This window comes from Paenibacillus sp. J22P51 (genome assembly GCF_059692215.1).
The window spans coordinates 48,288-61,709 of the sequence record NZ_JCAUAZ010000025.1; the positions used below are offsets into that span (position 1 = coordinate 48,288).

Annotated in this window: 16 protein-coding genes and 1 rRNA gene; 4 read left to right on the plus strand and 13 right to left on the minus strand. The window is 46.3% G+C overall.

Annotated features, from left to right (window positions below):
* Positions 1-234 precede the first annotated feature (234 nt).
* Entirely contained in the window at positions 235-978 is a 744-nt protein-coding gene (locus AC58QC_RS29170; RefSeq protein ID WP_497418519.1) for an ABC transporter ATP-binding protein, read from the plus strand.
* The gene (locus AC58QC_RS29175) at positions 975-2,225 is read left to right on the plus strand and encodes an ABC transporter permease (protein WP_497418520.1); all 1,251 of its coding nucleotides are present in this window, start codon (positions 975-977) and stop codon (positions 2,223-2,225) included. Before AC58QC_RS29170 ends, AC58QC_RS29175 begins: the two co-directional genes overlap by 4 nt.
* Here the strand turns inward: AC58QC_RS29175 and AC58QC_RS29180 are convergent.
* Together AC58QC_RS29180 and AC58QC_RS29185 are read right to left on the minus strand one after the other, a co-directional pair.
* Positions 2,208-2,975, minus strand: coding sequence for a TatD family hydrolase (locus tag AC58QC_RS29180; RefSeq protein WP_497418521.1), 768 nt, complete (start codon positions 2,973-2,975; stop codon positions 2,208-2,210). The two genes, AC58QC_RS29175 and AC58QC_RS29180, sit on opposite strands and share 18 nt — an antisense overlap.
* A gap of 59 nt (positions 2,976-3,034) precedes the next feature.
* Positions 3,035-4,312 (minus strand): HD domain-containing protein, encoded by a 1,278-nt coding sequence (locus AC58QC_RS29185; RefSeq protein ID WP_497418522.1) that lies wholly within the window; start codon positions 4,310-4,312, stop codon positions 3,035-3,037.
* A gap of 368 nt (positions 4,313-4,680) precedes the next feature.
* Between AC58QC_RS29185 and AC58QC_RS29190 the strand changes: the two genes are divergently transcribed.
* Positions 4,681-4,935, plus strand: a complete 255-nt coding sequence (locus AC58QC_RS29190) for an AbrB/MazE/SpoVT family DNA-binding domain-containing protein (RefSeq protein WP_028557356.1) — start codon at positions 4,681-4,683, stop codon at positions 4,933-4,935.
* Positions 4,936-5,136: 201 nt separating this feature from the next.
* Here AC58QC_RS29190 and rsmI read toward each other — a convergent pair whose 3' ends face one another.
* The 10 genes from rsmI to AC58QC_RS29240 all read right to left on the minus strand — a co-directional run bounded on the left by rsmI (position 5,137) and on the right by AC58QC_RS29240 (position 12,480).
* Positions 5,137-6,024, minus strand: a complete 888-nt coding sequence (gene rsmI / locus AC58QC_RS29195; RefSeq protein WP_497418523.1) for a 16S rRNA (cytidine(1402)-2'-O)-methyltransferase — start codon at positions 6,022-6,024, stop codon at positions 5,137-5,139.
* 45 nt (positions 6,025-6,069) lie between these two features.
* On the minus strand, positions 6,070-6,831 hold the full coding sequence (locus AC58QC_RS29200; RefSeq protein WP_497418524.1) for a tRNA1(Val) (adenine(37)-N6)-methyltransferase: 762 nt from the start codon (positions 6,829-6,831) through the stop codon (positions 6,070-6,072).
* 72 nt (positions 6,832-6,903) lie between these two features.
* Positions 6,904-7,248: a DNA replication initiation control protein YabA gene (gene yabA, locus AC58QC_RS29205; RefSeq protein WP_497349003.1), complete on the minus strand. Its 345-nt coding sequence runs from the start codon at positions 7,246-7,248 to the stop codon at positions 6,904-6,906.
* Positions 7,249-7,308: 60 nt separating this feature from the next.
* The gene (locus AC58QC_RS29210) at positions 7,309-8,112 is read right to left on the minus strand and encodes a PSP1 domain-containing protein (protein ID WP_497272761.1); all 804 of its coding nucleotides are present in this window, start codon (positions 8,110-8,112) and stop codon (positions 7,309-7,311) included.
* A gap of 1 nt (position 8,113) precedes the next feature.
* Positions 8,114-9,091 (minus strand): DNA polymerase III subunit delta', encoded by a 978-nt coding sequence (gene holB, locus AC58QC_RS29215; protein ID WP_497418525.1) that lies wholly within the window; start codon positions 9,089-9,091, stop codon positions 8,114-8,116.
* Positions 9,092-9,119: 28 nt separating this feature from the next.
* Positions 9,120-9,566: a YaaR family protein gene (locus AC58QC_RS29220; RefSeq protein ID WP_497418526.1), complete on the minus strand. Its 447-nt coding sequence runs from the start codon at positions 9,564-9,566 to the stop codon at positions 9,120-9,122.
* Between the two features lie 33 nt (positions 9,567-9,599).
* The gene (darA, locus tag AC58QC_RS29225; protein ID WP_056618038.1) at positions 9,600-9,929 is read right to left on the minus strand and encodes a cyclic di-AMP receptor DarA; all 330 of its coding nucleotides are present in this window, start codon (positions 9,927-9,929) and stop codon (positions 9,600-9,602) included.
* Between the two features lie 45 nt (positions 9,930-9,974).
* The gene (gene tmk / locus AC58QC_RS29230; RefSeq protein ID WP_497418527.1) at positions 9,975-10,631 is read right to left on the minus strand and encodes a dTMP kinase; all 657 of its coding nucleotides are present in this window, start codon (positions 10,629-10,631) and stop codon (positions 9,975-9,977) included.
* A gap of 21 nt (positions 10,632-10,652) precedes the next feature.
* Positions 10,653-12,167: an aminotransferase class I/II-fold pyridoxal phosphate-dependent enzyme gene (locus AC58QC_RS29235; RefSeq protein WP_497418528.1), complete on the minus strand. Its 1,515-nt coding sequence runs from the start codon at positions 12,165-12,167 to the stop codon at positions 10,653-10,655.
* Positions 12,168-12,279: 112 nt separating this feature from the next.
* The gene (locus AC58QC_RS29240; protein WP_497418529.1) at positions 12,280-12,480 is read right to left on the minus strand and encodes a sigma factor G inhibitor Gin; all 201 of its coding nucleotides are present in this window, start codon (positions 12,478-12,480) and stop codon (positions 12,280-12,282) included.
* 135 nt (positions 12,481-12,615) lie between these two features.
* On the opposite strand from AC58QC_RS29240, the gene AC58QC_RS29245 reads away from it, so the two are divergent.
* Complete coding sequence (locus AC58QC_RS29245; RefSeq protein ID WP_497418530.1) at positions 12,616-13,143, plus strand: hypothetical protein; 528 nt, start codon at positions 12,616-12,618, stop codon at positions 13,141-13,143.
* A 166-nt stretch (positions 13,144-13,309) separates the two neighbouring features.
* Here the strand turns inward: AC58QC_RS29245 and rrf are convergent.
* Positions 13,310-13,422: ribosomal RNA gene (rrf, locus tag AC58QC_RS29250) — 5S ribosomal RNA — on the minus strand; the annotation flags it as partial.

Here is a 13,422-nt window from a genome sequence, read left to right on the forward strand (position 1 = left end):
CTCAACCTGTAAAGGGATTAACACCCTTTAAAAAGGGCTAAATCGCTTAAATTTCGATTATTTTTCAAATATAACCCACTTATATCTACATGTGTCTAACTTTAACGTACGTATACTCGTTTTTTTAATGCATAATGACCAAAACTAGGCTAAAAATGCAAATTTGTTTATAATGATTCTGGAAGTATTTGATCAAAAAATACCAATAATTTGCTATTTAGGGAGGCAATTGAGATGGTTCCCATCTTACAGGTAAACGCTTTATTCGGTGGCTATTTACCCAACAAGCCCGTTCTCCATGACCTCACTTTTTCGATTCGCCAAGGTGAAATGATGGGGCTAATCGGACTCAATGGTGCAGGTAAAAGTACGACCATCAAAAACATCCTCGGGCTGCTTCAACCGCAAAAAGGGACCATTCGCATTAACGGTTTAACCCTAGCCGAAAATCCAATACCTTACCGAGCGACATATGCCTACGTGCCTGAAAGTCCGGAGCTATACGAAGAGCTTACGATTCGCGAACATCTTGAGCTTACAGCCATGGCTTATGGCATTTCCAAAGAGGACTACGAAGCACGATCCCAGTCCCTATTAGAGCAGTTTCAAATGAAGGACAAGCTGAACAGCTTCGCCAGTCATTTATCCAAAGGGATGAAACAAAAGGTCATGATCATGAATGCGTTCCTAATCGAGCCCTCTCTGTATATTATCGATGAGCCGTTTCTCGGACTCGACCCTTTAGCGATTCGTTCCTTACTAGAACTAATGGTTAAAATGAAACAAAAAGGCGCATCATTCCTCATTTCCTCACACATTTTGTCTACAATTGAAAAATATTGCGATACCTATGTCGTTCTCCACAAAGGTCACATGGTTGCGCAGGGAGATTTAGTCGAATTACGCGCACAAACCGAGCTGCCTCAGGCGTCATTAGACGACATCTTCTACAAGCTTGTTCAAGGAGACCTGGCATGAGTCACTTAACCGATACTACACATGCATTTAACACACACGCATTATGGAAACAGCGTTTCCAACATTATATGAAGGAATCCATGGGGTATTGGCAGTATGCCGCACGCAGTAACTTTATCGGCTTTTTGTTGTTTCTTGTCATCGTTTCTTCCTATTATTATGCAAAAACATTACAGCGTCTTCCGACAGATTATCCGTACCTATGGATCGTGCTGCTCGTGCTCGTTCCACTCGTCACTTCAAGCCCTATTCGAACACTGACCCGCAGTGCCGATCGAATGTTTCTATTGCGGATAGAGCATGAAATGGGTGTCTATTTTCGAAGCAGCTTCCTGTATAGCTTTTCACTTCAGGGTGCGTGGTTATTTCTCGCTTGGGTCACATTACGGCCGCTTTATAGCCACTGTTTAGGTGCCGATTCACAGCCATTTCTGCTCATGCTAGCTCTATTACTTCTATTAAAAGTAGCTAACCTATTAGCCAGTTGGCAGGAAGGAAGATTTGCCGCTGAACGAACAAGATTCGTGTCTGTCAGTTTTCGCTGGGCGGCATCTATTGCCCTCATTACGATCCAATTTCACTATAGCAGCTTATGGGCCAGCCTAGCAGCGATTCTGCTTGTATTCATTTGGCTGCTTGCCTTTCGATACGCAGCTAAATATGTGATCGGATGGGACTATCTGATTGCCAAAGAAAAGCAGCAGCAAGCTAGACTCTACGCCTTCTTTAATTGGTTTGTAGATGTACCGCAATTACCAACGCGAATAGCCCGCCGAGGTTGGATCAGCGGGCTTACCCGAATGATTCCCTTTCGACAGGATTCGGCGTTTCTCTACTTATATATGAAGACATTGCTGCGCACCGAATTGTTCGCGATTGTTCTTCGGCTGACTGTGATTGGCATATTAGCCATAGCCGTTTCAGATTCCACGATGGCAAGAAGCGTCATTCTATTCATCGCACTTGTCATTACGATGGTTCAGCTTACGTCTCTGGAGCGTGCGCATCGGTATACGTTCTGGCTCGATATGTATCCTTTGGAGTCTCGAGCCAAAGCAGGTTCCCTAGCCTATATCATCTGGTTAACCCTAACACTCGAGCTTATCATCCTGACGATTCCGTTTATGATGGGAACACCCATCCTACATTTCCTAGTTCCACTGCTCGGCTTTGCATTCGTTTCCTTCGCGTGCGGCGTGGTTCTGCGCCAGAAGTTCAAGAAAAATGCTTTACTTGAGGCCGAGTAACCGAATCGCATTGTTCGTTGTAATTTCAGCTAGCTCTTCCAGCGTCATCCCCCGAATTTCCGCGGCAGTCTCCGCCACTAAGCGAACATAACCGGTTTCGTTGCGTTTACCGCGGAAAGGATGGGGTGTCAAGTAAGGAGCATCCGTTTCGATCAAGAGACGATCAAGCGGAACCTGCGCCAGCACTTCTTTCGGCTGCACCGCATTTTTAAACGTAACTGGCCCTCCGAAGGAAATATGGAAATTCATATCCAGACACTGTTTGGCCGTTTCCCAGCTCCCTGAGAAGCAATGCATGATGCCTCCGACCTCTGACGCCTTCTCTTCTTTGAGAATCGTTAAAATATCTTGATGTGCATCTCGATTATGAATCACAATCGGCATTCCCAGCTTACGCGCAAGACGAATTTGCTCTCGAAATACCCGCTGCTGAACATCCTTCGGTGACTTGTCCCAGTAATAGTCCAAACCGATCTCCCCAATTGCAACCACCTTCTCATGTTGGCATAAGGACTCAATCCATTCCAAATCGCCAGGCATCATATCAATAGCATCGACAGGATGCCAACCTACCGTTGAGTAGATGAAATCATATTTCTCCGCAAGTTCAATCGAACTCGGAATCGTTTCACGATTAAAGCCGACATTCACGATTCTCGTAACGCCGGCCTCTAGCGCCCGCTGAATGACTTCCTCTTGGTCCTCCTTAAACTGTTCGGCATTTAAATGTGTATGTGAATCTGTTAGCATGTCTGTTCTCCTCTATGTCAATGACAATGATGGTGTTCCAAATTCTACGGTACTCTCCCTTATTCTTGCTCGCCCAACATCCCCCAAACATCAGGATAATCTTCGGCACTCAACCTCTCAAGCAGCTCCTCTGGATAATACACATGATGCTTCCCCATTTGAAAACCGCTAATTGACTGTACAATTTCCGACCGATGTGTAATTTCAGTTAAGTTTTCCTTATGATCCAGCAGCAGGATCGGCAAATTATCATCATTTTCACCAGCTCTGTACACGTCATAGGATTGATTCGATGGGAAATCGATCTCCATATAGTACGTTGGGTCGAAGCCAACCTCTCTCATCACCTTTTCCAAGCGCTGAATCAACTGTTCCTGATCTCCATCGAAGGTGCTGTACTTGTACAATTTACGGTCCAAGAAACGCTTGCACATATCCCCCAGCATTTCATCCTTCTCTTGACTCCAAAAGGTCAGCATCGTTTGCATGACTGACTCATCCAGCAGCAAATAATCTTCCAAGGAGATTTGATTCTGAATCAGATGCAGGATCGGCTCCACCATGAACCCGAATGTATAGCCTTCATCGTATAAATGCTTAGCGCGTGCAAATATTTTATGCAAAAGAATTTCTGCGCTTCGCGTAACCGGATGGAAATAAACCTGCCAGTACATCTGATAGCGTGACATCAAATAGTCCTCGACCGCGTGCATGCCGCTTTCTTTCACAACGATATGCCCTTTGTAGGGTCTAATCACACGAAGAATTCGCTCCAGATCAAATGTGCCATAATTAACGCCTGTAAAATAGGCATCACGCAGCAAATAATCCATACGGTCCGCGTCTAGTTGACTGGATACCAGGCTGACCACAATTTCTTCACTATACGATTTGCAGATGACACCTGCCACCTTCTTAGGAAAATCAGGTGAGACCCGGCTCAGCACTTCGTTCACCTCGGTATCCCCAAGCACAATGCGGCAGGACCAGTCCTCGTGTCTTGTACCGAATGCCTTCTCGATGGAATGTGAAAACGGACCATGCCCCAAATCATGCAGTAGAGCCGCACACAGACAGAGCAGACGCTCCTCCTTCGGCCAATCCTCATAGTGATTGCGTTCGAATTGCGAAATAATTTTCCGAGTAATCTCGTAAACGCCAAGCGAGTGGGAGAAACGACTATGCTCGGCACCATGAAAAGTTAAATAAGATGTGCCTAGTTGACGAATACGGCGCAATCGTTGAAACTCCCGGGTATTAATCAAATCCCATATCGTTTCATCTTGCACATAAATGTATTTATGAACGGGATCTTTGAACACCTTTTCTTCATTCATACGCTTTCGACCTCCCTTAATAATTGTAAATGTTTCGACATTTTCGACACAGAACCCTTTATAATGTCGTTTAATGTCGAATTTAAAATTCCAATTCCTTCGCTTTTCAGCCTCTGATTTTCCAGTATTTCTCGACAAATATGAATTTGAAACCTGCGTAATATACCCCTTACAAGCCCTTATTCCTAGCGTCATTATCGAGATTAAGCCTGTCACAAAAATAATTAATTTAGGGATTTATCGACTCTTTTTCAGTGAAAATATGGTTGACTATTTTGGGAATCGTTGGTATCATTAGTCATAAGCAAAATGTCGAAACATGACGATCTTGATTAAAATTTGATAAAATCGAAAGGGGTTTTATATATATGATGAAATCTACCGGAATTGTTAGAAAAGTGGACGAACTAGGACGCGTTGTTATTCCAATCGAGCTGCGCCGCACATTGGGTATTGGCGAGAAAGACGCTTTGGAAATATATGTAGACGGCGAGCGCATCATGTTGAAGAAATATGAGCCTGCTTGTATCTTCTGTGGCAATGCGGAGAACGTATCTTACTTCAAGGGAAAAATTGTTTGCCATATTTGTTTAGCAGAAATGCCAACACCTGTGACAAAATAAGAAAAGTAGTATATAATAGAAGTAGCACTTATCCTATTGGTAATTCTAACCTTTTTCATATCTCCTTTCATCTCTAACTTTGTTGGCTTCGGCCACGGGTTAGAGATCTTTTTTTGTCTGCACCCAAGAATGTACATGGATCCGGCCCCGTAAGGGGCCTTTTCCTATTCTATGTCATACTGCTTTATCTTGTTACGCCCCTTAACGCTCCAACAGCGCATTATAGACATCACGCTTCGATAATCCACGATCTGTCGCAACCAGCTTCAACGCATCCTTGCGATCGATCCCACGCTCCTCGTAGTGGGCGACATGCTCGCCGAGCGTCTTCGACTCCCACCAACCATCGGCCGCTTCCTGAACGGCCGCGTCGGATGCGCCTTCGGCGATCACGCAGTACTCGCCCTGCGGCGGGTACTGCTCCAAGTGCGCGAGGCACTCTGCGATCGTACCCCGCAGGAACTCCTCGTACCGCTTCGTCAGCTCGCGGGCGAGGCAAACCCTGCGCTCCGCCCCCCACACCTCCGCCATGCGGAGAAGTGTTTTCTCCACGCGGTGCGGCGATTCATAGAACAGCAATGTGTCTTGCACATGCTGCAGCCCTTCAAGCAACTTCGTCTGGTCTTTTTTCTCCCTCGGGAGAAAACCGACGAAGGAGAAACGCTCTGTCGGCAAGCCTGATGCAATCAGCGCCGACAGGGCCGCATTCGCGCCGGGGATGGGCACCACCGGCACGCCCTCCTCTACGGCCATCCTCACCAGGTCATAACCTGGGTCGGAAATGGCCGGCAGTCCCGCATCGCTGACTAGCGCGATGCTCTGCCCTTCAAGCAGCAAGCGGACCAGCTCCGGGCCGCTTGCTTGCTTGTTGTGTTCGTGATAGCTGACCAGTCGCGTAGCGACTTCGAAGTGGGTCAGCAGCTTGCGCGTTTGCCGCGTGTCCTCAGCGGCAATCATGCTCACTTCCTTCAGCGTGCGGATCGCGCGGAAGGTCATATCTTCGAGGTTGCCGATCGGCGTGGCAACCAGGTAAAGCGTGCCTACACCGCTAGGATCCTCGCGGTAGCTTTTTTGTATAGTCAAACTCACAGTTAAATCCCTCATCACTTTATATTAATCCTACAGTTAACCCACTTACGAGAATTCAAGCGAGCTCCGGCCTCCATAATAGATGTCTTTCAGTTCTTGGCAGTATTCCTCGTTCTCCGTGTATACGATTAGAGGCGGCAGCGTACGAATCTCCGGCTTGCCATCCTTCATCCCTTCAATTAGCACCATCATCGCTTCTTCTCCCGCACGCGCATGCACATAACGGATTCGCTTCGGTTCGATGCGGTACTGCCTCATCAGGCAGCAGATGTCGATAAGCCGCGTAGCACGGTGTACCATGGCTACTTTGCCCCCTGCTTTCACTAGCTTAGCGCTTGCCGCAATAACGTCCTCCAGCGTGCAATGAATCTCATGACGAGCCGCCGCAAAATGCGCATTGCTATTCTGCTCCCCATTCGGCACAGGCAGATAGGGTGGGTTCACGGTGACAGCATCAAATTGTCCGTGTCCCAAGGTTTTGTGAATCGTTTTCAAATCACCCTGCACCATATGCAGCCGTTCCGAGAGATCGTTAATCTCCGCATTGCGCACGGCCATATCCGCCAAACGTTCCTGGATTTCAACGCCCCAGATCTCTGCGCGGGTTCGTGTGGACAGCAACAGGGGAACGACACCATTACCTGTACATAGATCTACTACTCGCCCCTTAGGCGGAACACTGCTGAACCTCCCCAATAGGACAGCATCCATCGAGAAGCTGAACACTTCATCACTTTGGATAATTTTCAAATCATATGTCAGTAAATCATCAATTCGTTCAGTCGGTAGTAAAGGAACTTGCTTCATACGTCTTTCCTTTCTCTATGTATCCTATTATGGAAAAAAACCGTAAGGGATACACCCCTACGGCCAAGCGTCTTATTTATTTAAAAAGGATAAGCAAAACAAACAATCTCCCTCGGTCCGAAGGTGTCCATAGTATACGTTGCAAATATGAAATCCTTCATTGTATAAGCGGGTTAAATTATCATATCCGGCTCCTGGTAGCTGTACCGGCTCGTCAACAGTATCTCTCGTCGGCTCCTCGACCACCGTTTCCTCTTGGCGAATGAGCTTACGCAGCTGTTGATTCTCTATGCTTAATCTCTTATTTTCTTCGATGAGGGTAATAATCCGTTTCTTCAAGGCACCTAATTCAGCATACGTGGTACCCATTCGTTCTTCGATCCCATCTATTTGTCCAAAAATATCCTGTTTATCCACGCTCTCACCTCTAGTGCCATGCATGCTTACTGGCCAGCGCCTCCTTGGATCCTCGATCTTCTACTCTTGTTCAACAACATCATCGAATGGTAGATCTAGTGCTTTCCCAAGATCAAACAATTGAACCTTTGCCGTACGTTCTTTAATATTCAGACCCAGTACTTTCCCACTGCCAAATGAGGTGATCACTAGACGACCAACCGTCGGCAGCGAATCTTTGGCACTTTCATAGTTATCATGTTCATATTTCAAGCAGCACATTAATCTTCCGCATAATCCCGATATTTTGGTCGGATTCAGAGACAGATTCTGATCTTTGGCCATCTTAATGGACACCGGCTCGAAATCACCTAAGAATGAGGAACAACATAGAATTCGCCCACACGGACCTATGCCACCCAGCATCTTCGCTTCATCACGCACACCAATTTGACGCAGTTCAATTCTTGTCCGAAAAATACTCGCCAAGTCCTTCACAAGCTCACGGAAATCGACGCGTCCTTCTGCCGTAAAATAAAAAATAATTTTATTCCGGTCAAAGGTATACTCTACGTCCACTAGCTTCATCTTAAGACTGTGGTCTTTAATTTTATCGTGACACGTTTGGAAAGCGTCCTTGGCTGCTTTTTTATTCTCTTCAACCAAATCAGCATCCGTATCATCCGCAATGCGAATGACCTTTTTAAGCGGCAGAACTACATCATTCTCTTTAACAGTCTTTTTGCCCACCACGACCTTGCCGTATTCTACACCGCGTGCGGTCTCAACAATAACGGCACTTTCTTTCTCGATCGGTAAATCAATGGGGTCAAAATAATATATTTTACCCGCTTTCTTGAAGCGGACGCCAACCACTGAGTACATCTTACACCCCCTGCATCTCCACGAGCATTTTCTCTATAACCAGCTGAGAATTGGCATTGGAACGCAGTCGCTTTTGTAAATCTACGGCTTGCTCCATCATACGCACCCAGACTGAGACATCTCGACTTAACGCGAGTGAGCTCATCCAGTCTAGCTGGTCATTATATACAAGCTTGTCTCTGCGCTCAAGGCGCAACTGCACCATATCTTTAAACCAGAGGATCAGTAAGTCGAACAACGTCGAAACATGATCCGCAAGTTCTGTTTTCACAATCCGCTGTTGTACGGTAATCATGGAAGTAGGGAAACGTGTGAGCGTCTCCTTCGCTAATTGTAACATTACGGTTCTCATTTCTGCAAACCAATTTGCTGCAATTAAATCTCTAGCCGCTTGCAAGCCTGCTGTTACATGCGCTGCAGGTTGCACTAATGCTGCTGGAAGGCCTTCTTCCAGCAGTGTGAGCACCATCTGTTCACGTGCCATTGGCGTAAATTGGATCCACTGTGCCCTCGATTGAATCGTAGGTAACAGCGCATTTCCGTTCTCGGTGATAAGAATCGCTACTACACGAGAGTTCGGTTCCTCTAGAAATTTCAGCAAACTATTCGCAGCCTGTACGGTCATTTTCTCTGCATGGTACAGGACATATATTTTCGTACCAGACGCCGTTGCACGGTAGGCAAACTCCTTTTGCAACTCCCGAATCTGCTCAATCTTAATTGAAGCGCCTTCAGGAGCGACCATATGAAGATCCGGATGGTTGCCATGCTCGACCTTTCGGCATTCTAAGCATTCGCCGCATGCGTCATCCGTCCCGTTCTGACAATAGATCGCTTGTGCGAGTGCTATGGCCATTTCGGAACGGCCCGTCCCTACAGGACCGCTAAAAATATACGCATGCGAAAGTCTATCTTGACGCAGTCCGTTCTGCAGAAGCCGTTTTGCCGCTGCTTGTCCCGGTATCGCTTGAAAGGACATTTTTTTCGCCCCATTACACGCTTATATTTTAAAATAACAAGTTGATCAGCATACCTCGGATTTCTCCGATTTTATGCAAAATTTCGATCCGCCCCTGCTCATTCTCCAATAATTCATCGGCTAATGAGAGGAGCTCTTGATCGATTTCTTCTAAAAGCTTATATCGCTTCGAACGGCCGCGACGATCCCAGCCCTTCGTATCTCTTAAGTTAACCCCGCGACGAGCTGTTTCTTCAAGAAATTGACGAATCAGCAGCTTGTATTGCAGCAACTCCCTAACCGTCATACCTCTCGACAAACGATCGCCTTGGAGCGTGATTTGCTGCACCATTTTAGCAAGCTGCTCCTGCGTGTACTTCTCATCGTGCTGCTGCATGATGTCAGAGAAGTTCCGAGGAGCCATCTGTGGCGGAGGGACATTCTCGTTAACTTTGATATTCTTACCGATGGGCTGCAACCCCGGATTAATTTTCAAGACGCATCCATCCTTGTGTAAATCTGATTATGGTTAGAAATGCTCGAATCGCTCGACTGGCAATACGAAAACGGCCGCTCCACCCACTTGCACTTCCACGGGAAATGGAATGTATGAATCCGTCGTTCCTCCCATTGGAGAAACTGGAGTTACCAGCTGTTCACGAATTTTACAATTAGCTCGAATCACCTGCATCACCTCTTGCACACGGTCATCTTCCGTACCAATCATAAAGGTTGTATTCCCCGCACGCAAAAACCCTCCGGTACTTGCCAGCTTTGTGGCTCTGAACCCTTCCTTAATTAAAGCGTTAGAGAGACGGTTACTGTCTTTATCCTGAACAACGGCTACGACTAGTTTCATGGGTAATGCCTCCTTATATTATAAACTAAGAATTGGTTTTCCGCTTTAGACGGAAATATGTTCCTCAAGCAATTGTTCGCAATCCTGCCAAATATCCGCGGCTATTTGATCTACACTACGATTAGCATCAATAACTAGAACACGATCTGGATTATCGGAAGCAATTTGATGGAAGCCCGCTCGTACTCTGCTGTGATAGTCCACATTTTTCTGCTCAATGCGATCCAACTGCTGTGTAAACTCAGCAGCACCTGTTCGCTGATTTAATCGCTCCAAACTCACTTCAACCGGTACGTCCATAATATAAGTCCTAGTTGCCTGCAGTCCAGAACTCGCAAATTTGGAAATACTCTTTACCATCTCGATATTGACACCAAGACCGTATGACTGATAGGCCACACTGGCATCAATAAATCGATCGCAGAGAACAATTCGACCTGCTTTGAGCGCTGGAAGGATAAGCTCGTGAACGTGCTGCGCACGCGATGCCGCATATAGCAATACCTCTGCTTGATCCACCATCTCCTCATTAACTGGGTCAAGAATGATACCGCGGATTTTATCGCTGATTGCAGTGCCACCAGGTTCTCTTGTAACGAGTACATCATGTCCTAATTTCTGCAGTTCCTGCGCTACTTTCTTAAGCTGTGTTGTTTTGCCGGCGCCGTCCGGCCCTTCAAACGTAATGAATATTCCGTTCACTTGTTCCTCCTGCTTACTGCCTCACGAAGTCCCTTCGTGATCTGTGTATATAGTTAATTTGTACGTCTGTCCAAAATGGGTTCCTTGGAACCTAATGCCCTGACTAGCTAAAAATACGAGTGCCTCAGCTACAGAAGCCGTAATAACTTCACCTGGATACAAATAAGGAATACCCGGCGGATAAGGAATTACCATATCACCTGAACGCTTCCCAATGGCTTCCTCAATATGAACCTCTTTGGTCGCGGCTTGTTGATACACGACACTACGGTCAAAGCCTATTGGCGAGGAGATGGGTGCGTAGGTGGGTAATTTAATTATATTCGAGATAGGCGCCTGAAGTTCCTGCTTTTGGTTCGTGATGTCCAAACAAATGTTGCTTAAAACATGGAGAACTCGAAGCATATCCTCTCTAGTGTTAGCAGGGGTAAATACGAGTAAAACCAAATAGCCATCCGTCATCTCTACGTAGCAGCCTTCCGCTTCTAACCTTTCTTTGAGCTCCGCTCCAGACAACCTATGAGTGGGATCATAGATAGCAATTTTAAAAGGATCCGCTGTTGCGATTGCTCTCCCTCTGGTATGCTGCAGGGTTTCTCGAGGATAGTAGCACACTCCGTCTAGTTCCTCTAAGCCTGATCTGAACTCTTTCATGATCGTGAGTCCTTGTTCCAACCAAGCCTGTCCTTCGGTGTGCATTCGCTTTCTCGCTAAGTCCAAGGAAGCCATAATTGGATAGGATGGGCTTGAGCTTTGAAGCATCGCCAACAATTGTTGGATCGCCTTTCGGTTAATCCGAGGCCCTTGTACATGCAGCATGGCACCCATGGTCATAGCAGTTAGCATCTTATGTGTTGACTGCACGACTGCGTCTGCGCCTTGGGATAAGGCCGAGGCCGGTACCTCCTCGTGGAAGCCGAAATGCGCGCCATGTGCTTCATCCACTAAAAGGAGTTTTCCTTTCTCATGCATCAGATCTGCAAAAGGCTTCACAAGAGTACCGAGTCCATAGTAATTCGGATTAGTAATAAATAACCCCTTCGCGGTTGGATACTTCTCTAATGCCCGCTTAACGTCTTCGATATGTAAGCCTGTGGCTATACCTACTTCGGTATCAATGTTAGGCGCTAGGAATACGGCTTGGGCCCCCACCAGCATGAGCCCATGGATAACCGATTTATGTACGTTCCTTTGAACCAGAATGATGTCATTCCTTTGACAAACAGCGCCGATCATCGCTAAATTGCCAACCGTGCTCCCGCCGATGAGAAAGTACGTCTCCTCCGCTCCAAAGCAATCTGCCGCGAGCTGCTCTGCTTCCAATATAGCCCCCTCAGGATGATGCAAATCATCAAGTCCTGTAATTTCTGTATAATCAATGGACATAACCGATTGTAGAAAGCTTGCTCCCTCTTCTAGAAGCCCTTGACCTGATTTGTGCCCTGGCACATGTAAACTTACGGACATCTTAGCGTGATGGGCTACCATAGCCTCGTATAGAGGCGCTCGAGCCTTATATGTATGTTCGCTGCACAAACGGATCAAACTCCCCCAGCTTCGTCAGCTTTCAATTTTCGATTTACCCTTATATAGTAGTGGATTGCTGACAAAAAAACAAAAAAAGCTTCTGTAAAAGAAGCTTCTCCTCTTAATTCATAAACTGTCTCGAATTTCCCATGTAAAATGCCTTCCTCATCTGGCTCACAAAAAACGGATATTTCTGGTCGGAAACGTTCGTTTTGACGATCTCTTTACTACATTCATCACATATGAATGCTGTGACAATATGAATCCCGCCAACCCGTTGTTGTTCGCAAATCATACATAATCCAAACCGATTCTCCTCCATATGATCACCCCACGATCTTTTACGACTAGTATGTCCGATTCTAGATTCTCCTAAACTAGCTAAACCCTCATAATTTGGAAGGAAGATGCCGATAATACCTTCATAATACGTAACCGCAGCGCGGAGGTCTGTCACATGTCCATCAAACAAGAATCTAATTTATCTAAGCAATCTACGATTTATAGCTATACCTTGATGAGGCGTTTTTATCATTCTTTATATAAAATAGTTCTCTATTATACGTCTCTTGTTCTGATAGTCTTCTACAAATTTGACCCAACTAGTTGGCTTCCTCTATTAGTTAGCTATCCACTCGTGCTCATCTTCCATACGGTGCTTATTCGCGCTTATTTCCATTTCACCATTGGGATGGCTATGCGCGGGTGGTCCTATCGTTGGGGCATCTTCTGGTCGGGCTTCTTGCCTGATGGACATGCTTCCGTTCGACTGGTTACCAAAGTACAGCTTCACCTCTTCTGCATAGGACTTGCATTGATCCTCATCCTATATCCGTGGATACCTGGTGCTTGGCTGCGCCACCTAACGATATTTCACTGCTGGATGCTCCTGCCGCGGCTGTGGATGCTGCTTCGTTTTCAGCCTTACCGTAAGGCCGGTTTAATAAAAATATCGAGCAAGGAAACGTCATGTTACCTCCAATAATAATTCATCGTGCAAATGCTGAAATTAGCTGTAGTAAATACAGCTAATTTGGGTTTCATAGCAATCCTTCGCGGATACATGCAAAAAAAAGCCTTACCTGGAATTCTCCAAGTAAGGCTCTTTCAGAGCTGAGAGACTTTTGGCTCCACCAAAAGATCCCTATGTAGTTTGGCAACGTTCTACTCTCCCAGAACCCTGCGGTTCAAGTACCATCGACGCTGGAGGGCTTAACGGTCGTGTTCGAGATGGGAACGCGTGGGTCCCCTCCGCCATCATCAC